The organism is Lichenicoccus roseus (genome assembly GCF_005844085.1).
Classification (GTDB): domain Bacteria; phylum Pseudomonadota; class Alphaproteobacteria; order Acetobacterales; family Acetobacteraceae; genus Lichenicoccus; species Lichenicoccus roseus.
In genome coordinates this window covers 644,276-667,329 of the sequence record NZ_VCDI01000002.1, presented here as the reverse complement: position 1 = coordinate 667,329, position 23,054 = coordinate 644,276, and the positions used below count along the sequence as shown (strand labels likewise).

Here is a 23,054-nt window from a genome sequence, read left to right as displayed (position 1 = left end):
ACGGGACCGTCCAGATGAAAGCAAAATCGATATTCGCCGGCCTGCTCGGCCTCGCCGTCACCGGCACCGCGGGTCACGCCGCAACGACGATCACCATCGCGACGGTGAACAATTCCGACATGATCGTGATGGAGAAGCTGTCGTCGCAGTTCGAGGCGCAGAACCCGGACATCAGGCTGCACTGGGTGACGCTCGAGGAGAACGTGCTGCGCCAGCGCGTCACCACGGATATCGCGACCCACTCCGGTCAGCTCGACCTCATCACCGTCGGCATCTACGAGGTTCCGATCTGGGGCAAGCTCGGCTGGCTGTCGCCGTTCACCGCCATTCCGGCGAGCTACAAGGTCGATGACCTGCTGCCGTCGATCCGCAACGCGCTGACCGTCGACGGCAAGCTCGATGCGGTGCCGTTCTATGGCGAGAGCTCGTTCACGATCTACCGCACCGACCTGCTGCAGGCGAAGCACCTGACCATGCCGGAGAACCCGACCTGGAGCCAGATCGCGGACCTTGCCGGCAAGATCAGCGACCCTGCGCACGGCGTCTACGGCATCTGCCTGCGCGGCAAGCCGGGCTGGGGCGAGAACATGGGCACCATCGCCGACATCGCCAACAGCTTCGGCGGCCGCTATTTCGACATGGACTGGCACCCGCTCCTGACTTCGGCGCCGTGGAAGCAGGCGGTCGGTTTCTACGTCAAGCTGCTGAAGGATTCCGGACCGCCCGGCGTGGTGTCGAACGGCTACAACGAGACGCTGGCGCTGTTCGCGAGCGGCAAGTGCGGCATGTGGGTCGATGCCACGGTGTCGGCGAGCTTCCTCAATAATCCCGCAACCAGCAAGGTCGCCGGCAAGGTCGGCTATGCCGCGGCCCCGTATGCGACCAGCAAGGTCGGCTCGCACTACCTGTGGGCCTGGACGCTGGCAGTGCCCAAGACCTCGCGCAAGGCGGAGGCCGCCAAGCGGTTTGCGTTGTGGGCAACGTCGCCCGCGTATATCGAGCTGGTTGCCAGGACCAATGGCTGGGGTGCGGTGCCACCCGGAACGCGCAGCTCCACGTACCGCAACCCGGACTACCTGAAGGCCGCGCCGTACGCACCGGCCGTGCTCGCCGCGATGCAGTCCGCCGACCCCAACCATCCGGTCACGCAGCCGGTGCCCTACACCGGCATCAGCTATGTCGGCATCCCGGAATGGCAGGATATCGGCACCGATATCGGACAGCAGGTCGCAGCCGCCGTCTCCGGGCAGATGAGCGTCGACGACGCGCTCAAGCAGGCGCAGGACGACACCACCCGGGCGATGACACAGGGCGGCTACCTGCGGTGACACCCCGATGAACGCCGTGACGATGGCGCACGCTCCGGGCGCCGGCCGGGGCACGCGCCGGCAGGCGCAGGCACGCACGGCGCGGCAGGCGCGGCTGCTGCTCACGCCGGCGGTGTCGGTGCTGCTGGTCTGGATGGTCGTGCCGCTGGCGCTCACCCTGTGGTTCTCGTTCCAGCGCTACAACCTGCTGCGTCCGGCGGGCGGCTTCGCCGGCTTCGACAACTACAGCTACCTGCTGGGCGGCCACGACCTGTGGCGGTCGATCTGGAACACCGTCCTGCTGGTCGGCGGCGTGCTGGCGGCCAGCATCGCGCTCGGCACGCTGACCGCCGTGCTGCTCGACCAGCCGCTGTTCGGCCGCGGCATATTGCGCCTGCTCTGCATCGCGCCGTTCTTCGTCATGCCGACGGTCAGCGCGCTGATCTGGAAGAACCTGCTGCTGAACCCGGTGACCGGCCTGTTCGCCTGGCTCGCGCACCTGGTCCATCTCACCCCGGTCGACTGGTTCTCGAACGTGCCGCTGCTCGCCATCGGCATCATCGTGGCCTGGCAGTGGATCCCGTTCGCCACCCTGATCCTGCTCACCGCCCTGCAGTCGCTCGACCAGGACCAGATGGAAGCGGCGCACATGGACGGCGCCGGCCCGGTCGCCCGCTTCCGCTACATCACGCTGCCGCACCTCGCGCGTCCGATCAGCATCGTGGTGATGATCGAGACCATCTTCCTGCTGTCGGTGTTCGCCGAGATCCTGGTCACCACCAGCGGCGGTCCCGGCAGCGCCACCACCAACCTGCCATACCTGGTCTACAAGACCGCGCTGCTGCGATACGACGTCGGCGGCGCCTCGGCCGGCGGCATCGTGGCCGTGGTGCTCGCCAACATCGTCGCCTTCTTCCTGGTGCGAAGCGTCGCGACCAGCATGGGCCCCCGGGGCCTGAAATGAGACGCGCCCCCGCCGCCACCCGCCTCTCGCTGTCGGTCCTCGGCTGGATCGTCGGCGGCATCACCTTCTTTCCGATCTTCTGGATGGCGATCACCTCGGTGAAGACCGAGGCGCAGGCGATCTCCTCGACGCCGCTGCTGTTCTTCCGGCCGACCTTCGAGAACCTCGCGAACATGATCGATGGCGGCGACTACCTGCACTTCGCCACCAACAGCGTGATCGTGAGCTTCGGCTCGACCGCGGCCGCGTTGCTGCTCGGCATCCCGGCGGCGTACGCGATGGCCTACTACCCGACGCACCGCACCAAGGACCTGCTGCTCTGGATGCTGTCGACCAAGATGATGCCCTCGGTCGGCGTGCTGGTCCCGGTGTACCTGATCTTCCGCGATGCCGGGCTGCTGGACACCCGCATCGGCCTGGTCGGGATCTACACGCTCGCGAACCTGCCGATCGCGGTGTGGATGCTGTACTCGTTCTTCCGCGACGTTCCGCACGAGATCCTGGAGGCGGCGCGCATGGATGGCGCCGGTTTCCTGCAGCAGATGCTCTGGCTGCTGCTGCCGCTCGCCGCCCCCGGTATCGCCGCGACCGCCCTGCTCACCATCATCCTGAGCTGGAACGAGACCTTCTGGTCGATCAACCTCACCTCGTCGGACGCCGCACCGCTCACCGCCTTCATCGCCTCGTTCTCCAGTCCGGAGGGCCTGTTCTGGGCCAGGCTGTCGGCAGCCTCGCTGCTGGCGATCGCACCGATCCTGGCGCTCGGCTGGATGACGCAGCGGCAGCTGGTGCGTGGCCTCACCTTCGGCGCCGTCAAATGATCGCAGCAGGAGACATGCATGTATCTCGATAAATACCGTCTGCACGGCCGCACCGCCTTCATCACCGGCGCCGGCCGCGGCATCGGGCTCGCCGCCGCGCATGCCTTCAGCGAGGCCGGCGCGCGCGTGGTGATTTCCGACCATTCCGAGACGCTGCTTGCCGAGGGGCTTGCCACCCTGCGCGCGGCCGGCCGCGACGCGCACGCCGTGGTGCTCGACGTCACCCGCGCGGACGACGTGAAGCGCGCCGCCGACGAGGCCGACACCGGGTTCGGCGGCATCGACATCCTGTTCGCCAATGCCGGCATCGCCTGGCCGGACACCGGCGGCGAGGACATGACCGACGAGGTCTGGCGCCGCATGATCGATGTGAACCTGAACGGCGTGTTCTGGTGCTGCCGCTCGTTCGGCGCGTACATGCTGGCGCGCGGACGCGGCAGCATCATCACCACCGGCTCGATGTCGGGCCTGATCTCGAACCGTCCGCAGCGGCAGGCGCACTACAACGCCGCCAAGGCCGGCGTGCATCATCTCAGCAGGTCGCTCGCCGGCGAATGGGCCGCGCGCGGCGTGCGCGTCAACTCCATCGCTCCCGGCTACATCGACACCACGATGTCCGGCGGCGGCCTGCGCACCGAGGGCCTCGGCCCGGTCTGGCTCGAGGCGACCCCGATGCGCCGCGCCGGCACCGCCGAGGAGATCGCCTCGGTGGCTTTGTTCCTCGCCTCGGACGCATCCAGCCTGCTGACCGGCTCCGTCATCGTGGCCGACGCCGGCTACTGCGTCTGGTGACACCCCTCCACAGCAACAGGAAGACCGCAATGACACGCATGGACCAGAAGCTGCGCCGTATCCGGGCGGGACAGTACACCCGTGCCGACTTCATGATCGCCGATGCCAAGGATGCCGACATGGGCACCGGCATACGCATGGGCGGCCCGCGCCGCCGGTCGGATGGCAGCCACGACGGCTGGCGTACCCGGCGCGAATTTCTCGACAGCATCAAGGCCGTCGTCGCGCAGGACATCGTCGACATCATGCTGGTGTCGGCGTCGAACCTCGAGCTGCTGATGGAGGAAGGCACCTTCGCGAGCAGCGACGTGCAGACCGCGATACGCGCGAACGAGACCACCGACGTCTGGGGTGGCCTGCGCCACGGCAACTATGTCACCCACAAGTCGATCCCGCACAGTTCCGCAGTGCTGCCGCGCATCATGCACGGCACGGCGATCGCGACCCCCGAGGCCCCGGTCACAGGCACCGACCTCGGCCTGTATTCGATGACGATCAACAACGATCTTGCCGCCGACCTCGCCTCGCTGGAGGCCTACAAGGCGTTCCGTGCCGAGGCGAGCCAGATCGGTTTCCGCCACTTCCTCGAGGTGTTCAACCCGAACACCGATACCGGGCTCGATCGCGACGCCATCGGCTGCCTGCTCAACGACCACATCGTGCGTTGCCTGGCCGGCGTGATGAAGGCCGACCGCCCGCTGTTCCTGAAGATGCCGTTCAACGGTGCGGCGGCGCTGGAGGAGCTCGCGACCTTCGATCCTTCGATCGTTGTCGGCGTGCTGGGCGGTGGTGGCGGCACCACGCGAGATACCTTCGAGCTGGTGCACCAGGCGGAACGCTTCGGCGCACGCCTGGCGCTGTTCGGCCGCAAGATCAACCTCGCCGACGACCCGTTGGCGCTGATCGCCCTGATGCGCCGCGTGGTCGACCAGGAGGTGGCACCCGCCGAGGCAGTACGCGCCTACCATGGCGCGCTACAGGAAGCCGGGATCACCCCGACACGATCGCTGCAGGACGATCTTGCCGTGACCGAGCCGCCGCTGCAGCACGCCAAGACATAGGCATCAGCTCGGGCGCGTCACCGGCAGCTTGCTGCCCGCCACGTGGCGCGCCTGCAGCACCTCGCGGCGGAAGCGGAACAGCTTCGCGGGACGCCCGACCGAGCGGTCGCACAGCGCTCCGGTCTCCTCGACCAGGTTCTGCTGCTCGATCAGCCGCCGGAAGTTCTGCTTGTGCAGGCGCCGTCCGGCCAGCGCCTCGAACGCGAGCTGCAGTTGCAGCAAGGTGAAGGTCGGCGGCATCAGCTCGAACACCACCGGGCGATACTTGATGCGCGCGCGCAGCCTGGCGATCGCGGTGGCCAGGATGCGCCGGTGGTCGCGCAGCATCGGGCGTCCCGTCTGCTGCGGCGGCGGCGGCGGCCCGTTGCGCGACGCCGTCGCCTCCTCGACCAGTCCGGCCTCGTACAGCAGCTCGTAGCGCTGCAGCACCAGTTCCTCGTCCCAGGCGCGGCCCTGCAGCCCGAACCCGATCGCCGCACGCTGCCGGCGCGTCTCGCGCAGGTCGGGGCCCGAGGCTTCCGCCCAGTCCAGCACGCGCGTGCCCAGCAGCCGGGCAGCCTGGGCGCCGGCCTCGCTGCGCTGGTCCTCCCAGGGGAAGTAGCCGTACCAGCCGCGCCAGCCGGCATCGCCCCAGCCCGGATAGCCGATCTCGATCCGCGTCAGCGCCAGGTAGCTGATCGAGATCGCACGCATCGGCCCTTCCGCCCGGTCGCGGTCGCCGAAGGTGTAGAGCTGTTCGACATAGCCGAGCGGATGATGGGTCTGGTGCTCCACCCAGGCGCGCAGGCCGGACTGCAGCGAACGATGCGCCGGCTCCAGGGGCCCGGACGGCAGCGCGGCACCCTCGCCGAGCGTCAGCACCATGGGGGCGCCGTCATGCACCGCCACCAGCACGGCGATGAGTTCGGCATGCAGCGAAGCCTGCGGATCGCCGGCCTGATCCGGCGCCATCTTCAGGCGGTCGGCTCGCCGGGCGGCGATCCTGCCCCCGGGCTTGCACTGGGATCGGACGCCGGATCCGGTCCAGAGGCCAGCGGGAGGGTCAATACGACGCTCACCCCGGTGGCGCCCTCGCCGCTGACGCTGTCGATGCTGGCCACACCGCCGCTCTGCTGCGCGAAGCCGTAGACCTGCGCCAGGCCAAGCCCGGTGCCATGGCCGGGCGCCTTGGTGGAGAAGAACGGCTCGAAGGCATGGTCGAGCGCCTCCCGGCTCATGCCCGGGCCGTTGTCGGCGACCGTGATGCGCACCCAGCCGGAATGCGTGCGGCTGCCGCCCGCCGGCCGTCGCGCCGCGGCAGTGGTGACGGTGACCTCCGCGCCGGGACGCCCCTCCATCGCATCGCGCGCATTCGAGCCAAGGTTCAGCAGGGCGCGTTCGAGCTGGTCGCGATCAACCCTGATCGGCGCGGGATCGCCCGCCAGCGCCAGCCTGAGGCTGACGCAGGAGCCGAGCGTCAGCCGCAGCAGCTGCTCGGTGTCGCGGATCACCGTGTCGACATCCAGCACCGTCGGCGCCACCGGCTGCTGTCGCGCGAAGGCCAGCAGTCCCTCGACCATGCGCTCGCCAAGCCGCGATGCCTCGATGGCGTTCTCCAACGGCCGCGACAGGCGCGGCTCCGGGTTGTCGCCCCACTGCGCATGCAGCCGCGTCCGCAGCATCTCCAGGCTGCCGAACAGGGCGGTCAGGATGTTGTTGAAATCGTGCGCCACGCTGCCGGTCATGCGGCCGAGCGCGCCGAGCCGCTCGTTGCGCAACAAAGCGCTTTCCGCCTGCTCGCGCGCCGCGATCTGCTCCAGCAGGCGCCGGTTGGTCTCGACGTATTGCCTGGTGCGCTCTTCGACCTGCGCCTCCAGGGTGGCGTTCATGTCGGCCAGCCGGCGCACGCTGTCGGCATTGCCGATCGCGTAGCGGACGGTGCGCTCGAAGGTGGCGACGTCGAAGCCACCCTTGATCAGGAAGTCGTTGGCGCCCGCCTCGGCGGCGCGGGTGTCGATCATGTGCGAGCCGGTCAGCATGACGATCGGCGCCATGATGCCTTCCTCGCGCACCGAACGCACCAGCTCCAGCCCGCTTTCGGCGCCGACATGATGGTCGACCAGATAGCAGTCGTGCCGCCCCTCGCGCATCACCGCCAGCCCCTCGGCCACCCGGGTGACATGCTCGACCTTGTAGTCGCGCAGGCGGCCCGGCCGGCGCGACGGCGACAGCATGGCGCGCAGGGTCACGAACACGTCGGCGCTGTCGTCGATCAGCAGCAGCCGCAAGGCCGGGGAGCGCGGCGATTCGGCGCCAGGGATCGCGTTCAAGACGCTGTCCCCGCCGGCGTCGCGGGATCCGGCTCGGCCAGGGTGAAGCAGAAGCTGGCCCCGCCACCCTCCGGCGACCTGGCCTCGATGCTGCCGCCGTGCGCGACCACGATCCGCTGGCAGATCGCAAGCCCGAGGCCGAGCCCCGGGGTGGCCGCCGCGGCCCGGTTGGGAAAACGACGGAACGGCTCGAACAGGTGCGTCGCGTGTGCCGGATCGAAGCCCAAGCCGTTGTCCGTCACCTGCACCCGGACCATCCCGTGGACGGCCGGCAGCGCTTCGGCGACGACGCACAGCGGGCGCTCCGGATCGCGATACTTTACTGCGTTGGAGAACAGGTTCTGGAACACCCGCCGCACCTGCCCGCGATCGGCGCACAGGCTGACCCCGCCCAGGCCCGCCAGGCTGATGCTGCTATCGGCGGGCATCGAAGGCGTGTTCTCCCTGTCGGACGATTGGACTTGAGGAAGCGGCAATGGCTGGGGCAGCGCCTGGCCCTGGCGGATGTCCTCCAGTGCCTCCATCGCAACCTCGCGCAGCGAAACCATTTCCGTGCGGTCGGCCTGGTGGCCGGCGATAGCCAGCCTCGACAGCTCCTCGATCATGCCATGCATGCGTTTCGCCGAGGCCACCACCGACTGCGTCATCTGGCGCAGCTCCGCCATGATCGCCGTGGCCGGCGGCTGGTCCAACGCCATGTCCTCCAGGCCCTCGCCGACCAGTTCGCTCAGCACCTGGATCTGCCAGAGCGGCTCGCGCAGGTCGTGTGCGGCCGCGTCCGCGAAGAAGCGGGTCTCGTCGCTTCGGCGGCGCAGCTCCTCGTTGCCACGCGCGATCTCGGTGCTGCGGGCCAGCAGCACGGCGCCGATCGCATCGCGCAACGCCAGCGCCACCCTGCGATCGGCATCCGACCAGTGCGCCGACTGGCCGGCGACCTCCTGTGTCCAGGCCTCGAACGAGGCTCGCGGCGACAGCTGCAGCAGGCCACCCGAAGCGGCGCGTCCGTCGACGCAGTTCGTCGCGTTGTCGCCTGACGCAGCGACATCCAGTCGTGCAGCCTGTTTCTCCGGATTGCCAGCCCATTGCACCGAGCGCCGCAGTTCGCGGCGCAGCAGCAGCAGCCAGCCATCGCCCGGCAGCCGGACCGCCAGCAGGCCAAACGAGGCGTCGTGCCGGGGATCCTCCGATCGCTTGCCGGCATACAGCATCCCGGCGAGATCGGGTGGCAGCAGCTCCGGCAACGCATGCGTCGAGAGCAGCCATTCGGGCGCCCCCGGCCGTGTCTCGGAGGCAGCCTTCGCCTCGTCATCAAGCCACGAGCAGAGACGCTCGATGCACCCCGCCCCCGGCGCCGTACCGGCCTGCAGTGGCTCCACCCCGGCGACGCGGGGCCACACGACCAGGCCATCGGCGTCGCACGCCGACAGCAGCTCGTGCAGCCCTTCCGAGGCAGGCAGCCTGCGCGGAGCAAGGTCCGGTTCCGGGATCGGCCAGCGGTCCATCGGAGGACGCTCCCGGCGTGCCAGCGAGAAGTCCTCGAGCATCGGCACGCTCGCGATCGCGAGGCTGTGCAGGCGTCCGGCGACCATCGCCGCCTGGAGCTCGGCGATGCGCCAGGACAGCGCGCGCGCCAGGATCTCGGCGGCCAGCCGCGCCTCCGGCCCGACCTGGAGCGTGCCGCGCAGGTGGTGGCAGGCGAACAGGCCCCACAGGCCGGCGTTGCCGCGTATCGCGATCGACATCGAGGCGCGCACGCCCATGTTGGCGAGATAGGTGAGATGTACCGGGGCAACGCCGCGCAGCACCGCACGCGACAGGTCGATCGCCCGGTCGCTGCCGTCCAGCCGCAGCAGCGGTGCCGGCTCGACGCGGGCATCGGGGATCAGCCTGACCGCGGCGCTGTGGTAGAGCGCCCGCGCCTGCGCCGGGATGTCGCTCGCCGGAAAGCGCAGGCCAAGGTAGGAATTCGGCTGCGCCGGATCTGGCGGCGGCCCATCGACCCGCCGCGACTCGGCAACGACATCGCCGCTGAGGTCCTGCTGGAAACGGTATGCCATCACCCGGTCGAAGCCGCTGACCGCGGCGAGCGACGCCACCGCCGCCCGGCAGGCAGCGACGATGTCGGTCTGAAGCTGGATCTCGACGAGGCCCTGGTTGAGGCGCTCGAGCAGCAGGCGCGGCGCGGCGGCGGTCGGCCCCGCCGGCTCGAGCTCCAGCAACGCGAGATCGCGATCGTCCGGACAGAGGGTCCCCGGCGAACCGGTCGCCTGCAGGCGGAGCGTCGCGTCCCACGGCTGGCCGGCGCGGTCGTGCAGCGTGCCGAGCGGCAGGTCGGCTGCACCCGTCGCGGTGGTCAGCGCCCGCTCCAGCCGGGCCCGCGAGCCGGCGTCGAGATAGGCTGCCGGGTCGGTCGCATTATCGCATCCGGCATTGGCGCTCGCCGCGACGACGGCGATCTCGCCCCCAGCTCTGCGCAGCGCCAGCAGGACGCCGTGCGGCTGGATCAAGCCCGGGATGTGGATCGGCTCGACGTCGCAGGCGGTGATCGGCAGATCCGGCAAGGCATTCCTTTCTCGCAACCTCGGCGGCTACACTCTAAGCCACAGGCGTTCATATCGCGAGAGCCAGTGCCGCCTGCACGCGCTCCCGATGCCCCCTTCCCGATCCACAACCACTAAGGAGATGGCCGTGCCGGACACCGATCCTTCGCTGTCTACGCTGCTGGACGGAGTGGCGCGGTTCGCCGCCGAGGTGTTTCCCTCGAACCGTGACCTGTTCTCCGAACTCGCCCAGGGCCAGGCGCCGCATACCCTGTTCATCACCTGCGCAGACAGCCGTGTCAGCCCTGGCATGATAACCCAGAGCGCTCCGGGTAACCTGTTTAATCTACGAAACATCGGCAATATCGTTCCGGCCTACGGCGAGATGCTGGGCGGCGTCTCGGCTGCCATCGAGTATGCCGTGGTGGCGCTCGGCGTTGCCCACATCATCGTCTGCGGGCACTCGGACTGCGGCGCCATGAAGGCGATGATCGAGCCGCACCGCCATGGGCTGGAGCGCATGCCGACGGTCTCGTCCTGGCTGCGCAACGCCGAGGCGGCGCGGGCGGTAACCGAGGCGCTGCTGTCCCATGAGGATGCAGCCGGGCATGACGGTGCCCATGCCGTCACCACCATGGCCGAGCAGAACGTGCTGCTGCAGCTGTCACACCTGCGCACGCATCCGGCCGTCGCGGTCCGGCTCGCCGAGGGCAGGCTGCAGATCCAGGGCTGGCTCTACGACATCGCCACCGGGACGGTCCGCATCCTGGACGAGCAGACCCGGACGGCGATCAGCCTCGAGGAGGCCCGGGCGAGGCTGCGGCCAACGGGGTGAAACATTTCTCGCCGCTTCGTGCGCTGCTTGCGGCGGCGGGGCTGCTGCTGGCGACGGCGGCGGGGCACGCCGAACCGCCGCCCGGGATCAAGCTGGCGACCTGGAACCTGGAGTGGCTCACCACGCGTCCGACCGGCGACGCCTCGTTGCCGGACGACGCCACCACCAAGCGACCGGAGGACATCGCGACGCTTGCCGGCTATGCGGCGCATCTCGACGCGGATGCTGTCGGCATCCAGGAGGTGGACGGGCCGGAGATCGCGGCGCGTATCTTTCCACCGGACCGCTACCAGATTTTCATGACCGACGATCATGTCGTGCAGCGCGTAGGCCTTGCGGTGCGGCGCGGTTTCGTCGTCACTCGCTACCCGGACCTGCAGGGGCTCGACGTCACCTCGCCCGGTGCCGCACATCACCTGCGCAGCGGCCTCGACGTCTCGATCGCCCGCGACGGGATGCGGCTCCGGATCCTCGTCGTGCATCTGAAGACCGGCTGCTGGCGGATGGGCTTCGGCAGCAGCGCGCCCTTCCAGTGCCGCCTTCTGCACCTTCAACTCGACGTGCTGAAGAGTTGGCTGGAGGCACGCCAGGCCGAGCACATCCCGTTCGTGCTGATGGGTGACTTCAACCGGAACATGCCGGTGCACGACGTGTTCCTCGATGCGCTCGAGGCATCCGCGCCGATGGTACTCGCGACCGCCGGCCATATCAGCCCGTGCTGGGGCGGCGAGGACTTCATCGACCACATCTTCGCAGGCGGTGCCGCCCAGGCGTGGCTGGCGCCGGAGACGTTGCGGGTGATGGTCTATCGGGAGACCAACCCGGACATGAAGGAACGCCTCTCCGACCACTGTGCCGTAAGTGTCAGGCTGGCGCCGGACCGCTAGGGCCCGACGCCGGTTCGCTCAGAAGCTGCTGCTGTCGTCGTCCCAGCCACCGCCGCCGCCGCCGCCGCCGCTGTCGAAGCCGCCGCCGTCGAAGCCGTCGTTGCCGAAGTTCGGATCGACATCGGTGCCCTGGCCGCCGAACGGATCGCCGCCGGCGCCGGTGGCCGCATCGCCGTAGTTGTTGTTCACGATGGTCTCGCCGCCGCCCATGCCGCCGAAGCCGCCACCGCCCATGCCGCCTTCATGGCCACTGAACATGTCCATCAGGGCGTTGCCGACAACCATGCCGCCGGCAACACCGGCCGCCGTCGTCAGCGCCGAGCCGAGGAAGCCCGAGCCGCCCCGCTGCTGGAACATGCCCGGCTGGTAGCCCGGTGGGTAGGTCGGCTGCGGCGGCGGCGGCATCCCGGCATAGTTCGGTGCACCGCCCGGCGCGCCCTGTCCATAGCCCTGGCCCTGGCCGAAGCCCTGGTTAGGCGCCTGGCGCTGCTGGCCACCGCCGCCGAACAGGCCGCCGAACAGCCCGCCCGAACGCTGGCCGCCCCCCTGCTGCTGCGCTGCCTGGATGGCCTGCTGCGCCTGCGCCTGGGTCTGCTGCAGTTCCCACTCGAGCCGCTTGATGCGGTTCTGCGCCTCGGCGAGGGCGGCTTCCTGAACCACCGCCGTCTGGGTGATCCGGTAGCGCGCCTCGGGATACTGGTTGAAATTGTCCGCGATGAAGCGGTCCGCCTCGGGATCGACCGGCGGCAGGCTTGGCTGCGTCGCGGGAACGCTCGAGGTGAAGCCGCCGCCACCGGCGCCTCCCTGGGGCTGGCCGGAGACCCGGGCGATGAACCGGGAGATGAGGTCGCGTTCCTCGTTGGTCATGGCAGCATGATCCATCCAGATTGCAGGAGATGGATGTGGCCGCGCGTCGATCCAGCGTCAAGCGGCCCCTCATGTGACAACAGAAGGGGATCCCGACAGAGCGTCCGGAGGATCCCCGGCGCGGGTCGGAAGCACTTGCCGGTCCCCGAGGCCGGGCCTAGCGTTCCCGCCAATGCAGACGAATGCGAAAGGTCGGGCTGCCATCGTCCCGCTGCTCGCGGGCGTCACCTTTCTCGTGTTCGGCACCAATCTGCAGGGTGTGCTGGTTCCGATCCTCGGCCACGAGCGCGGCTCCAGCATGATCGCGATCGGCCTGTTCTCCGCCGCCTGGTCGACGGGTTTCGTCGTCGCCTGCGTGTCGGTCGGCTGGCTGCTCAACCTCTACGGCCATGTCCGCGCCTTCACCCTGTTGGCGATGATCTCCGCGAGTTGCGGCCTGCTGCTGGCGCTGGCGCCGGACGATGTCGCCTGGATCCTGCTCCGGCTGGTGATCGGCTTCTGCTACGGGGGTCTCGCCGCCATCGTCGAGGGCTGGCTGATCCAGCAGGCCGGCAGCGGCTTCGCCTTCGCCAGCTACATGATCGCCAACCTGCTCGCCTCGCTGGGGGGCACCCTCAGCCTCGACGTCATCGACCCGACGCGCTGGACCGCGCTTGCGCTCGGGGCGGTGACGGTCGCCGCCTCCTCGCTGCCGATCGTCCTGGGCCGGCTGCCGCAGCCGCCGCGCGAGCCGGCGTTCCGGCCGATGCTCGGCACCCTGTTCCGCGCCTCGCCGGTGGGCGCCACCGGCTGCGTCCTCACCGGCCTGATCACCGGCGGCATCGGCGGCCTCGGCCCGGTGTTCGGCATGATGTCCGGTCTCGACATGCAGGGCGACACGCTGATGCTGGCCGCAAACTCGATCGGCGGCGCGCTGGCTTACCTGCCGGTGACGCTGCTGGCGTCCCGGCTGGACCGCAGGCTGCTGCTGGCCCTGGTGGCCGGCGTCGGGATCGTGCTCTGCCTCGCCATAGTGCTCGGCGCGCCGCGGCTCGGGACGCCGCAGATCATCGTCGTGCTCGGCGCCTTCGGTTTCGTGCAGTATCCGCTGTACGGCCTGTGCGTCGGCATCGCCAATGCCGACCAGCCGGACCGGCCGTCGCCGCAGATCGCCACCGAGGTGCTGCTGCTGTTCGGCCTCGGCACCATCGCCGGCCCGATGATCGCCGGCCAGGTCATGCGCGCCGGTCCGCAGCACCTGTTCTCGTTCGTGGGGCTGGCGCTGCTGCTGATCGTCGGGATCGTCGCGCTGGATCGTTCGCGGCGACCCACCGCCACGCCGGGGCTGGCACCAGGCTAGAGGACCGGGCCTACCACTCGATCTTCGGGCAGCGATCCATCACCACCCGCAATCCCGCCGCACGCGCCCGTGCGGCCGCCACCTCGTCGACCACCCCGAGCTGCAGCCACAGCGTGCGCGCCCCGAGCCGGATCGCCTCGTCGGCGATGCCGGCGACATGCCCGGAGGCACGGAACACATCCACCATGTCGACCGGTCCAGCTTCGGCGAGGGTCGCCACCACCGTCTGGCCCAGGAGGCTCTGCCCGGCGAGGCCCGGATTGACCGGCACCACCTCATAGCCGCGGTCGAGCAGGAACCGCATGACGCCGTGCGACGGACGCGCCGGGTTGGCGGACGCTCCGACAAGGGCGATGCGCCTGGTGTCGGACCGGATCTGCTCGATCGACGCATGCTGGTCCGCTGCCACGATGGCCCCTTGCTTGCTGGCGCTGACCCCTGAACTTATGGTGCCGCCCCCGCCCCGACCACCCCCACCCACATCCCCGGAGATCGCGCGTGCCCCTGGCGGCTGCCCCGAACACCCTGAGCTTCCAGTCGCTGATCCTCAGGCTGCACGAGTTCTGGTCGAGCCGTGGCTGCGCCATCCTGCAGCCGTACGACATAGAGGTCGGCGCCGGCACGCTGTCGCCGCATACCAGTCTGCGTGCGCTCGGTTCGAGGCCGTGGAAGACAGCCTACGTGCAGCCCTGCCGTCGTCCGTCGGACGGCCGCTACGGCGAGAACCCGAACCGGCTGCAGCACTACTACCAGTACCAGGTGCTCCTGAAGCCGACGCCCGCGGACAGCCAGGCGCTGCTGCTCGACAGCTACCGCGCCATCGGCATCGATCCCGCGCTGCACGACATACGCTTCGTCGAGGACGACTGGGAGAACCCGACCATCGGCGCCTGGGGACTTGGCTGGGAGGTCTGGTGCGACGGCATGGAGGTGACGCAATTCACCTATTTCCAGCAGGTCGGCGGCATCCCGGTGGCGCTGCCCTCCACCGAGCTCACGTATGGGCTGGAGCGGCTGGCGATGTATGTTCAAGGCGTCGAGCGCGTCTACGACCTCGACTACGACGGCCACGGCCTGACCTACGGCGACGTCTTCCTGCGCGCCGAGCGCGATTATTCGCGGCACAATTTCGAGCTTGCCGACACCGCCATGCTGCTCCGCCATTTCGACGATGCCGAGCACGAGAGCCTGGCGCTGGTGGAAGCGGGCGTCGCGCAGCCGGCATACGACCAGTGCCTGAAGGCGAGCCACCTGTTCAACCTGCTCGATGCGCGCGGCGTGATCAGCGTCACCGAGCGCGCCGCCTATATCGGTCGCGTGCGCACGCTGGCCCGTCGCGCCTGCGAGGCCTGGCTGGCGGGAGAGAGCTGATATGCCGGAATTGCTGGTCGAGCTTTTTTCCGAGGAGATACCGGCGCGTGCGCAGCGCGACGGCGCCGAGACCCTTGTCCGTCTGGTGTCGGAAGCGCTGGCGTCGCTCAAACTTCGCGATGCGCGCCCATACTGGGGACCCCGCCGGATCGCATTGTCCGCGACGATGGACGCCTCGGTGCCGGGCAGCACAAGTTCCGAGCGCGGCCCGCGCGAGAATGCGCCGGAGCAGGCGCTGGCCGGGTTCCTGCGCAAGCATGGCGCGACGCGCGAGGATCTGCGCAAGGAGAACGGCTTCTGGGTGCTGGAGCGCCGGCACGATGCGGTGGAGGCGCAGTCGCTGATCCTGAATGCGCTGCCCAGCCTGCTGCGCCGCTTTCCCTGGCCGAAATCGATGCGCTGGGGCGACGGCAGCGGGTTCACCTGGATCCGTCCGCTGCGCCGGATGCTCTGCCTGCTCGATGGCGTGATCGTTCCGTTCGATGTAGGCGCCGACGTTAAAGATGATGGTCACGGCCTGTCGGCTGCGAATGTCACCGAGGGCCATCGCTTCCTGTCTCCCATCGCATTCGAAGTGACCGGAGTGCAGGACTGGCAAGACGGGCTGCGCGCGCACCATGTGCTGGTCGACGCCAGCGAGCGCGCGGCGCTGATCCGCGATGGCGTGGCAAGGCTTGCGGATGCCGCCGGCCATGTCGTGGTGACGGATGACGGCTTGGTCGAAGAAGTCTCCGGCCTGGTCGAGTGGCCGGTGCCGCTGCTCGGCCGTATCGACGACGACTTCATGGACCTGCCGCCCGAGGTGATGCAGGTCAGCATGCGGGTGAACCAGCGCTACTTCGCGCTGCGCCGTCCGGATGGCTCGGCCGCGCCGGCCTTTGCTTTCGTCGCCAACAGCATCGCGCGGGATGGTGGTGCGCTGACCATCGCCGGCAACGAACGCGTGCTGCGCGCTCGCTTCTCCGACGCCCGGTATTTCTGGGACCTTGACCGCGCGACCCCGCTCGCAAGCCGGGTCGCTGCACTCGATGCGGTCACCTTCCATGCCGCCCTCGGTAGCCAGGGTGCGCGCACCGCCCGCATCGAGCGGCTCGCCGGCCTGATCGCGCCGATGGTCGATGCCGATCCGACGCTGGCTGCACGGGCGGCCCGTCTCGCCAAGGCCGACCTGACGACCGGCATGGTTGGCGAGTTCCCCGAGCTGCAGGGCGTGATGGGCAGCTACTATGCCCGCCATGACGGCGAGGCGCCGGAGGTGGCGGCCGCGATCCGCGAGCACTACCTGCCGCGCGGCGCGGGCGACGGTACGCCGCGCGCGCCGGTATCGGTCGCGGTGGCTCTGGCCGACCGCATCGACTCTCTTTCCGCGCTGTTTGCAGCCGGAGAGCGGCCGGGCGGTTCCGGTGATCCCTACGCCCTGCGACGCGCCGCCCTGGGCGTGATTCGGATCGTGCGCGACAACGCGCTGCGTCTCGACCTGTTCGCGCTGTGCCGCGCGGCGGCCGAGGCGCTGCCGGAGCCGTTGCGCACGGCGCCCGACCTCGACCTGCTTCCCGGCTTCATCGCCGAGCGCCTGCGCGTGCAGCTCCGCACCGAGGGCGCCCGCCACGATGTGCTGGCAGCGGTGAATGCGGCCGGCCTGGATGGCGACCTGGTGCGCACGCTGGCCCGCGCGCAGGCAGTCAGCACGCTGATCGCCACCGATGACGGGCGCAACCTGCTGGCGGCGGCGAAACGCTCCGCCAACATCCTGCGCATCGAGGAGAAGCGCGACGGCCCGCACGACGGCGCCCCCGATCCCGCCCTGTATGCCCAGGACGAGGAGCGCATGCTGGCGACCGCGCTCGATGCCAGCCTGCCTCAGGTGGCCGACGCGATCGCCGCGGAGCGCTACGAGCAGGCGATGACCACGCTCGCCACCCTGCGCCGCCCGCTCGACGATTTCTTCGACAAGGTCACGGTGAACGCCGACGACCTGCCGACCCGGCGCAACCGGCTCCGCCTGCTGGCCGCCCTGCGCGGCGGCATGGCGCGGGTGGCGGATTTTGGCGCGATCGAGGGTTGAGCGGCGGCGGCCAGACCCGCCCGGGATCGGGCACGGCCCGGTTGCTCCCGAAGCCCGGCAAGTTCGCCACTCCGTCCCGCGTCAGCCCTGGTCCATCCCGGTGCGGTCGCTCTCGTAGACCAGCATCGTATGTCCCGCACGCAGGAAGCTGCCGCGTACCTGCATGCCGATGCCGCCCAGGATCGTGCGGGAGGCGAAGTTCTCCTCGCGCGCCACCCCGACCACCCGCTTCTCGCCCTGGTCGTGCGCGAACCGCAGCGCCGCCGCCGCAGCTTCTCGCGCGATGCCGCGTCCGCGCGCATGCGGCCAGATCGCGAACCGCAATCCCAGCCCCAGCCCGTCCGGCCGCTCGTGCAGGCCGGTCATGCCCTGGAAGATGCCGTTCTCGTTGATGGTGAAGATGCCGACGCGGCGGCGCGCCCAGAACGCGATATCGTCCGCCATCTCCTCGGTAGCCTGCTTGCGGCTGCGCACGCCGCCCAGCATCAGCCCGAATGCGCCGGCATCGCCCTTCAGCCGCACCATGCGGTCGAGATCCGGCCATCCGACCGGCGACAGGATCAGCCGCGCCGTCCGCACCGTGCGCCCGAGGGAGGATGCGGTCATGGCCGTGGCCCCGGCGGCCGCACCGGGCGGTGCGGCGCCATGGTGGGACTAGCGGGCGATCGGACGATACTTGATGCGGTGCGGCTCGGTGGCCTCGGCGCCGAGACGGCGTCGCTTGTCCTCTTCGTAGGCCTGGAAATTACCCTCGAACCACTCGACGTGGCTGTTGCCCTCGAAGGCCAAAATGTGCGTCGCCAGACGGTCGAGGAACCAGCGGTCGTGCGAGATGATCACGGCGCAGCCTGCGAACTCGCCGAGCGCATCCTCGAGGGCGCGCAGCGTGTCGACGTCGAGGTCGTTGGTCGGCTCGTCGAGCAGGATGACGTTGCTCTCCTTGCGCAGCATCTTGGCGAGATGCACCCGGTTGCGCTCGCCGCCCGACAGGATGCCGACCTTCTTCTGCTGGTCCGCACCCTTGAAGTTGAAGGCACCCACATAGGCGCGCGACGGTACCGCGCGCTTGCCGAGATAGATCACGTCGGTGCCGCCGGAGATCTCCTCCCAGACGTTCTTGTCGGCGTCGAGCGTGTCGCGCGACTGGTCGACATAGCCGAGCCGCACCGTCTCGCCAATCTTGAGCTCGCCGCTGTCGGGCGTGTCCTGGCCGATGATCATCTTGAACAGGGTGGACTTGCCGGCGCCGTTCGCCCCGATCACGCCGACGATGCCGCCGGGCGGCAGCTTGAAGTCGAGATCCTCGATCAGCAGCCGGTTGCTGTAGCCCTTGCGGAGCTGCTGCGCCTCGATCACCGTCCCGCCCAGGCGCGGGCCCGGCGTGATGACGATGTCCGCCGTGCCACCGGCGCGCTCGGCATTGGCCGCCAGCATCTTCTCGTAGTTGGCGATGCGGGCCTTGTTCTTGGCCTGGCGCGCGCGCGGGCTGGAGCCGATCCACTCCTCTTCGGCGGCGAGCGCACGCTGGCGCGAACTCTCCTCCTTCTCCTCCTGCTGCAGCCGCTTGCGCTTCTGCGCCAGCCACGAGGAGTAGTTGCCCTCGAACGGATAGCCGCGGCCGCGCTCGATCTCGAGGATCCAGTTGGTAACGTTGTCGAGGAAGTAGCGGTCATGGGTGATCACCATGACGGTGCCGGCATAGTCCCGCAGCGTCCGCTCGAGCCAGGCCACGCTCTCGGCATCCAGATGGTTGGTCGGCTCGTCGAGCAGCAGGATATCCGGCTTCTCCAGCAGCAGCCGGCACAGCGCGACCCGGCGGCGCTCGCCGCCGGACAGCTTCTCGACCCCGGCCTCGGCGGGCGGGCAGCCGAGCGCGTCGAGGGCGATCTCGATGCGGCGGTCCAGGTCCCAGCCCTCGCCGGCCTCGATCTCCTCCTGCAGCGTCGCCTGCTCGGCCAGCAGCTTGTCCATCTTCTCGTCGTCCATCGGCTCGCCGAACAGCAGCGAGATGGCGTTGAAGCGCTCCACCGCCGCCTTCAGCGGACCGAAGGCGAGGCCGACATTCTCGCCGACCGTCAGCGTCGCATCGAGCTTCGGCTCCTGCTCCAGGTAGCCGATGGTGACGCCCTCGGCCGCCCAGGCCTCGCCGCCGTACTCGGTCTCGATGCCGGCCATGATCTTCAGCAGGGTGGACTTGCCGGCGCCGTTGACGCCGAGCACGCCGATCTTGACGCCGGGCAGGAACGACAGCGTGATGCCCTTGAATACCTCGCGGCCACCCGGATAGGCCTTGGTCAGGTCCTTCATCACATAGACGTATTGATACGCAGCCATGGGAGGCTCCTGGTCCAGGGTGTCGGCGAGCGGTTGACCTGCGCCCGGCAGGACTCGAACCCGCAACCAAGCCGTTATGAGCGGCCCGCTCTAACCATTGAGCTACAGGCGCACAAGTCACGCCTCAGATCGCGCATCAGGGGTGGAATGGCAAGTTCCCGACCCATCGTCGGGTGGCATTGCAGCCTTCTATCCGCCGCAATCGGATGCCAGTTCTGTCACATCGTATCGTCCGGAGCGACCGCCCATGACCTCGAGCCGCCATCCCCTCGCCAGCCTGTTCCTCGCAGGCGCCCTGCTGCTGCCGGCAGGTGGCGCGATTGCCCAGACCGCGCCCGGTCCCGACCAGCCGGGATCCATGCAGGCGCCGCCGGATACGCGCCCGGCGGACCAGCCGATGGCCAACGGCGCCAGGACGAAGCCAAGTGGCGGCTGCCTGAAATACGGGGCGGCCGGCGCCGTCGGCGGCCATTTCGCGCATCACCACGCAGTCCTCGGCGCGGTCGGCGGCTGCGCGGTCGGCGCCTATGTCAAGCACCGCTCCAAGAAGCGCATCGCCGCCGGCCAGCAGCCCTGACCACGGCGTCGGGTCGGCTTGGCAACGGCTTGGCCGCCCGATAGGGTCGCGCGCCAGCAGCAGCCAACAGGATCGTTACCATGGACGTCTCGAAGATCAGTCCCGGCAAGGATGTGCCCTGGGACATCAACGTGGTCATCGAGATCCCGGAAGGCTCGGCGGTCAAGTATGAGGTCGACAAGGAAAGCGGCGCCCTGGTGGTCGACCGCTTCCTGTTCACGCCGATGGCCTACCCCGCCGCCTACGGCTTCATCCCGGGCACCCTGGCCGACGATGGCGATCCGGCCGACGCCCTGGTGCTGACGCCGGCGCCGGTGGTGCCGGGCGCCGTCATCCGCGCGCGCCCGATCGGCATGTTGAAGATGGAGGACGAGAGCGGGCAGGACGAGAAGATCATCTGCGTCCCGCACGACAAGATCCACCCGCTTTACACCTCGGTGCACAGCGTGGACGACCTGCCCGAGATCACCCGACAGACGATCGAGCACTTCTTCACCCGCTACAAGGATCTCGAGAAGGGCAAGTGGGTGAAGGTCACCGGCTGGGCCTCCAAGGAGGAGGCGGCCGAGGTGATCCGCGCGTCCCTGGCAGCGGCGTCGAAGTAGTTCAGCCTGCCTGCATGGTGCGCCGGATCAGCGCCTCGTAGTTGGCGATATAGGAGCGCATCGACAGCGTCCGCTCGGCCTCGGCGCGCACCGCGTGCCGTAGGCGGGCAGACAGCGTGGTGTCCTCCAGAAGCTCGAGCACGCGGTCGCCGAGTACGCGGGGCTGGTGGAATGGCGTCAGCAGCCCGGTCTCCCGGTCGCGGATGAATTCCTGCACCGGCGCGGTGTCGCTCGCCACGATCGGGCAGCCGACAGCCATCGCCTCGCGCAGCGACCACGAGGCGACGAACGGGTAGGTCAGGTACATGTGTGCGTCCGAGCGCTGCAGCAGCGCGACGTAGGACGCATAGGACTGCTTGCCGACGAAATGGACCCGCGACGGGTCGAGGCTGGCACCGACCTCGCGCAGCATGTACTCGCGCCAGCTGCCCTCCGAGAGCCGCGCGCCGTAGCTGACGCCGTCGCCGCCGACCAGCACGATGCGGGCATCGGGCCTTGCCTGCAGGATACGGGGCAGCGCCCGCATGACGACGTGGAAACCGCGATACGGCTCCAGGTCGCGGGCGACATAGGTCACCAGCTTCTCGCCGGGATGCACGACCACCGGGGTGCCGCCGGCCACCGGCAGCACCAGCTCGCGGGCGGCCGCCAGCGGGTCCGGCCGGCAGATATCCAAGTCCACGCCTTCCGGCAGCACGGTGATCTGCTCGTGGGCCCAGGCGGGATAGGTCGAGCGCTGGAACCAGGTCGGCGTCTGGCCGCGGCTGCGCAACGGATTGTTGGTGAGCGCCAGCAGGTTCACCGCGTTCTTGGCGCGCACGCGGGGAAACATCGAGGCGTCGGAGGGAAACTCCGGGTCGAAACCGACATCGAAGCTGTCGGTGTGGTAGTAGAATTCCAGATAGCCCAGCATCGGCGTGTCGGGAAACACGTCGTGCAGGTTGAGCAGCTCGCCCCAGCCGTGATGGCCGATGATGATATCCGGCTGGTAGTTGAGCTGGCGCAGCGCGCGCGCGGTCTGCGCCACCTGATCGGCCCGCAGGGTCGCAAGCTCGAATTCCTGCGCGACCGCGAACGTCTCCGCCGCCGCCTCCCTGGGCATGCAGTACGACACCCTGCGTACACCGGGCATCGCATTCTGGTTCGGCTCGCTGATGAAGACGATCTCGTTCTCGGCGCCGCCCTCGTTCTGCCGAAGCAGGTGCCGCACGAGATGCAGGAACTGGCCCGGGAAGTTCTGGTGGACGAACAGGTAGCGCAAGTGCCGTGGCCTCGCCTTCCGTCTAGCGCCGCTTGCCGCGGGGCGCCGGTTTGTCGACCGCAGCCGGCACCGCCCGGACGACCTTCGCCACGGCGACCGCGGCGGCGGGGACCGGCGGAATGGGCTTGGCCGTCGCTGCGGCGTTCGCCACGATCTCGACCAGGAAGGCTTCCAGCGGCGCCAGGCTCTCCGCCTCCAGGGTCTGGGTGTCGGGCGCCGGTCCGATCGCGCTGCCGTCGGTGAAGGTGGCGCTGATCCGCAGCGTGTGGGTCTGCGCGGCCTCGCCCTTCAGCCGCACGCGCAGGCCCAGGATCGGCAGCGCCATGCCGCGGCTGCCGCAATACTGGCCGCCATCCGACCAGGGCGACAGCCAGCCCTTGCCGAGCACGGCCTGGTATTCGATGTCGGAGAGGCCGATCTGGCGGGTGGGCGCGAGCGCGAAACCCTCGATCCAGTTCTGGCTGCCGCGCTGGCCCATCCACTCGCCGAGCCGTCCAAGCCGGTCACCGCGCCGCTGGATATGAGCGGCAACCTCCCAGACCTCCTCGGCCGCCGGCACGCCGGCGGTCGGACTGGCCGCCGCGGCCTCGGCAAACCCATGCACGGATGGCATCGCCGGCTGGATGTCGGACGCCCCGAAGGCGCCGCCGCCCGGCGGCCCGCCGTCCCCGGCCACCGCCTCGGGCGCCGGTGCGGCCGGCGCCGCGACATCGCCGAGCCGCATGACCTGCAGCTTCGGCGCCTCGTGCTGCACGACGGCGCTCTGGTAGATGGTCACCAGAAGCTGCGCCGGGGCACCCTGCACGCGCACCAGTGCGGCGCCGCCGGAGGCCCCGATCCAGCCATCCTCGCTGAAGGTACGGAGGGCGAGCTGCCCCCTCTCGCGCGGTCCGGTCTCCCGCGGGCCGGGCTCCCGCAGTCCGGCTTCCTGCACCGGCGGATGCGAGATGCGCACCCCGGGCAGCCCGGTCTGTGCATCGGCGGCGACGCTGCCCGGGGCGTGGAACACGCAGTACAGGCCCGGCTCCAGGGTCATCAGGTGGCCGGAGACCTTGAGTTCCGCGACGAGCGTCTGGCTTGGGGCTGTGGTCATCTGGTCGCTTCCCGGACTATTGCGCC

21 protein-coding genes and 1 tRNA gene are annotated in these 23,054 nt (G+C 69.5%); 12 read left to right on the top strand and 10 right to left on the bottom strand.

Annotated elements, in window-relative coordinates; all coding sequences use genetic code 11:
* Positions 1-14 precede the first annotated feature (14 nt).
* Genes FE263_RS08390 through FE263_RS08370 form a run of 5 tightly spaced genes read left to right on the top strand, consistent with a single transcriptional unit; the run spans position 15 to position 4,945 of the window.
* Positions 15-1,328 carry an ABC transporter substrate-binding protein gene (locus tag FE263_RS08390; RefSeq protein WP_138325481.1) on the top strand — a complete coding sequence of 438 codons (1,314 nt, stop codon included), beginning with the start codon at positions 15-17 and terminating at the stop codon, positions 1,326-1,328.
* A gap of 7 nt (positions 1,329-1,335) precedes the next feature.
* Positions 1,336-2,271, top strand: a complete 936-nt coding sequence (locus FE263_RS08385; protein WP_240759219.1) for a carbohydrate ABC transporter permease — start codon at positions 1,336-1,338, stop codon at positions 2,269-2,271.
* Positions 2,268-3,092, top strand: coding sequence for a carbohydrate ABC transporter permease (locus FE263_RS08380; protein WP_138325480.1), 825 nt, complete (start codon positions 2,268-2,270; stop codon positions 3,090-3,092). The genes FE263_RS08385 and FE263_RS08380 overlap by 4 nt, the downstream gene beginning before the upstream one ends.
* An 18-nt stretch (positions 3,093-3,110) precedes the next feature.
* Positions 3,111-3,884 carry an SDR family NAD(P)-dependent oxidoreductase gene (locus tag FE263_RS08375; protein ID WP_138325479.1) on the top strand — a complete coding sequence of 258 codons (774 nt, stop codon included), beginning with the start codon at positions 3,111-3,113 and terminating at the stop codon, positions 3,882-3,884.
* Between the two features lie 29 nt (positions 3,885-3,913).
* Entirely contained in the window at positions 3,914-4,945 is a 1,032-nt protein-coding gene (locus tag FE263_RS08370) for a hypothetical protein (protein ID WP_138325478.1), read from the top strand.
* Between the two features lie 3 nt (positions 4,946-4,948).
* Here FE263_RS08370 and FE263_RS08365 read toward each other — a convergent pair whose 3' ends face one another.
* Genes FE263_RS08365 through FE263_RS08355 form a run of 3 tightly spaced genes read right to left on the bottom strand, consistent with a single transcriptional unit; the run spans position 4,949 to position 9,815 of the window.
* Complete coding sequence (locus FE263_RS08365; protein WP_138325477.1) at positions 4,949-5,896, bottom strand: NUDIX hydrolase; 948 nt, start codon at positions 5,894-5,896, stop codon at positions 4,949-4,951.
* Between the two features lie 2 nt (positions 5,897-5,898).
* Positions 5,899-7,254: a sensor histidine kinase gene (locus FE263_RS08360; protein WP_138325476.1), complete on the bottom strand. Its 1,356-nt coding sequence runs from the start codon at positions 7,252-7,254 to the stop codon at positions 5,899-5,901.
* A complete protein-coding gene (locus FE263_RS08355; RefSeq protein WP_171034003.1) occupies positions 7,251-9,815 on the bottom strand; it encodes an ATP-binding protein in 2,565 nt (854 codons plus the stop codon). Before FE263_RS08355 ends, FE263_RS08360 begins: the two co-directional genes overlap by 4 nt.
* A 121-nt stretch (positions 9,816-9,936) precedes the next feature.
* Here FE263_RS08355 and FE263_RS08350 point away from each other — a divergent pair, with 121 nt between their 5' ends.
* Both FE263_RS08350 and FE263_RS08345 read left to right on the top strand, forming a co-directional pair.
* Entirely contained in the window at positions 9,937-10,629 is a 693-nt protein-coding gene (locus FE263_RS08350; RefSeq protein ID WP_138325474.1) for a carbonic anhydrase, read from the top strand.
* Positions 10,626-11,516, top strand: a complete 891-nt coding sequence (locus tag FE263_RS08345) for an endonuclease/exonuclease/phosphatase family protein (RefSeq protein WP_240759217.1) — start codon at positions 10,626-10,628, stop codon at positions 11,514-11,516. The genes FE263_RS08350 and FE263_RS08345 overlap by 4 nt, the downstream gene beginning before the upstream one ends.
* A gap of 18 nt (positions 11,517-11,534) precedes the next feature.
* Here FE263_RS08345 and FE263_RS08340 read toward each other — a convergent pair whose 3' ends face one another.
* Complete coding sequence (locus FE263_RS08340) at positions 11,535-12,383, bottom strand: DUF2076 domain-containing protein (protein ID WP_138325473.1); 849 nt, start codon at positions 12,381-12,383, stop codon at positions 11,535-11,537.
* A 172-nt stretch (positions 12,384-12,555) separates the two neighbouring features.
* Between FE263_RS08340 and FE263_RS08335 the strand changes: the two genes are divergently transcribed.
* Complete coding sequence (locus FE263_RS08335) at positions 12,556-13,722, top strand: MFS transporter (protein WP_138325472.1); 1,167 nt, start codon at positions 12,556-12,558, stop codon at positions 13,720-13,722.
* Between the two features lie 10 nt (positions 13,723-13,732).
* On the opposite strand, the gene FE263_RS08330 is transcribed toward FE263_RS08335, so the two are convergent.
* Positions 13,733-14,131 carry a CoA-binding protein gene (locus FE263_RS08330; RefSeq protein ID WP_138325471.1) on the bottom strand — a complete coding sequence of 133 codons (399 nt, stop codon included), beginning with the start codon at positions 14,129-14,131 and terminating at the stop codon, positions 13,733-13,735.
* Positions 14,132-14,220: 89 nt separating this feature from the next.
* On the opposite strand from FE263_RS08330, the gene FE263_RS08325 reads away from it, so the two are divergent.
* Both FE263_RS08325 and glyS read left to right on the top strand, forming a co-directional pair.
* On the top strand, positions 14,221-15,093 hold the full coding sequence (locus FE263_RS08325) for a glycine--tRNA ligase subunit alpha (protein ID WP_138325470.1): 873 nt from the start codon (positions 14,221-14,223) through the stop codon (positions 15,091-15,093).
* A 1-nt stretch (position 15,094) separates the two neighbouring features.
* Positions 15,095-17,158: a glycine--tRNA ligase subunit beta gene (gene glyS / locus FE263_RS08320; RefSeq protein ID WP_138325469.1), complete on the top strand. Its 2,064-nt coding sequence runs from the start codon at positions 15,095-15,097 to the stop codon at positions 17,156-17,158.
* Between the two features lie 81 nt (positions 17,159-17,239).
* Here the strand turns inward: glyS and FE263_RS08315 are convergent, their stop codons facing one another.
* The 3 genes from FE263_RS08315 to FE263_RS08305 form a co-directional block, all read right to left on the bottom strand.
* Positions 17,240-17,764 (bottom strand): GNAT family N-acetyltransferase, encoded by a 525-nt coding sequence (locus FE263_RS08315; RefSeq protein WP_138325468.1) that lies wholly within the window; start codon positions 17,762-17,764, stop codon positions 17,240-17,242.
* Positions 17,765-17,812: 48 nt separating this feature from the next.
* On the bottom strand, positions 17,813-19,492 hold the full coding sequence (gene ettA / locus FE263_RS08310; RefSeq protein WP_138325467.1) for an energy-dependent translational throttle protein EttA: 1,680 nt from the start codon (positions 19,490-19,492) through the stop codon (positions 17,813-17,815).
* A gap of 39 nt (positions 19,493-19,531) precedes the next feature.
* Positions 19,532-19,604: transfer RNA gene (locus FE263_RS08305), tRNA-Ile, on the bottom strand.
* 135 nt (positions 19,605-19,739) lie between these two features.
* Here FE263_RS08305 and FE263_RS08300 point away from each other — a divergent pair.
* Together FE263_RS08300 and ppa are read left to right on the top strand one after the other, a co-directional pair.
* On the top strand, positions 19,740-20,069 hold the full coding sequence (locus tag FE263_RS08300) for a hypothetical protein (protein WP_138325466.1): 330 nt from the start codon (positions 19,740-19,742) through the stop codon (positions 20,067-20,069).
* A gap of 80 nt (positions 20,070-20,149) precedes the next feature.
* The gene (gene ppa, locus FE263_RS08295; RefSeq protein WP_138325465.1) at positions 20,150-20,674 is read left to right on the top strand and encodes an inorganic diphosphatase; all 525 of its coding nucleotides are present in this window, start codon (positions 20,150-20,152) and stop codon (positions 20,672-20,674) included.
* Between the two features lies 1 nt (position 20,675).
* On the opposite strand, the gene FE263_RS08290 is transcribed toward ppa, so the two are convergent.
* Together FE263_RS08290 and FE263_RS08285 are read right to left on the bottom strand one after the other, a co-directional pair.
* Positions 20,676-21,935, bottom strand: a complete 1,260-nt coding sequence (locus FE263_RS08290) for a glycosyltransferase family 4 protein (protein ID WP_138325464.1) — start codon at positions 21,933-21,935, stop codon at positions 20,676-20,678.
* A 22-nt stretch (positions 21,936-21,957) separates the two neighbouring features.
* Positions 21,958-23,028, bottom strand: a complete 1,071-nt coding sequence (locus FE263_RS08285; protein ID WP_138325463.1) for a hypothetical protein — start codon at positions 23,026-23,028, stop codon at positions 21,958-21,960.
* Between the last annotated feature and the right edge of the window lie 26 nt (positions 23,029-23,054).

Coding starts and splice junctions, on each gene's coding strand:
- FE263_RS08365 (WP_138325477.1), bottom strand. CDS start 5,896: ATGGCGCCGGATCAGGCCGGCGATCCGCAGGCTTCGCTGCATGCCGAA.
- ettA (WP_138325467.1), bottom strand. CDS start 19,492: ATGGCTGCGTATCAATACGTCTATGTGATGAAGGACCTGACCAAGGCC.
- FE263_RS08375 (WP_138325479.1), top strand. CDS start 3,111: ATGTATCTCGATAAATACCGTCTGCACGGCCGCACCGCCTTCATCACC.
- FE263_RS08350 (WP_138325474.1), top strand. CDS start 9,937: ATGGCCGTGCCGGACACCGATCCTTCGCTGTCTACGCTGCTGGACGGA.
- FE263_RS08285 (WP_138325463.1), bottom strand. CDS start 23,028: ATGACCACAGCCCCAAGCCAGACGCTCGTCGCGGAACTCAAGGTCTCC.
- FE263_RS08340 (WP_138325473.1), bottom strand. CDS start 12,383: ATGACCAACGAGGAACGCGACCTCATCTCCCGGTTCATCGCCCGGGTC.
- FE263_RS08380 (WP_138325480.1), top strand. CDS start 2,268: ATGAGACGCGCCCCCGCCGCCACCCGCCTCTCGCTGTCGGTCCTCGGC.
- ppa (WP_138325465.1), top strand. CDS start 20,150: ATGGACGTCTCGAAGATCAGTCCCGGCAAGGATGTGCCCTGGGACATC.
- FE263_RS08315 (WP_138325468.1), bottom strand. CDS start 17,764: ATGACCGCATCCTCCCTCGGGCGCACGGTGCGGACGGCGCGGCTGATC.
- glyS (WP_138325469.1), top strand. CDS start 15,095: ATGCCGGAATTGCTGGTCGAGCTTTTTTCCGAGGAGATACCGGCGCGT.
- FE263_RS08335 (WP_138325472.1), top strand. CDS start 12,556: ATGCAGACGAATGCGAAAGGTCGGGCTGCCATCGTCCCGCTGCTCGCG.
- FE263_RS08300 (WP_138325466.1), top strand. CDS start 19,740: ATGACCTCGAGCCGCCATCCCCTCGCCAGCCTGTTCCTCGCAGGCGCC.
- FE263_RS08385 (WP_240759219.1), top strand. CDS start 1,336: ATGAACGCCGTGACGATGGCGCACGCTCCGGGCGCCGGCCGGGGCACG.
- FE263_RS08390 (WP_138325481.1), top strand. CDS start 15: ATGAAAGCAAAATCGATATTCGCCGGCCTGCTCGGCCTCGCCGTCACC.
- FE263_RS08370 (WP_138325478.1), top strand. CDS start 3,914: ATGACACGCATGGACCAGAAGCTGCGCCGTATCCGGGCGGGACAGTAC.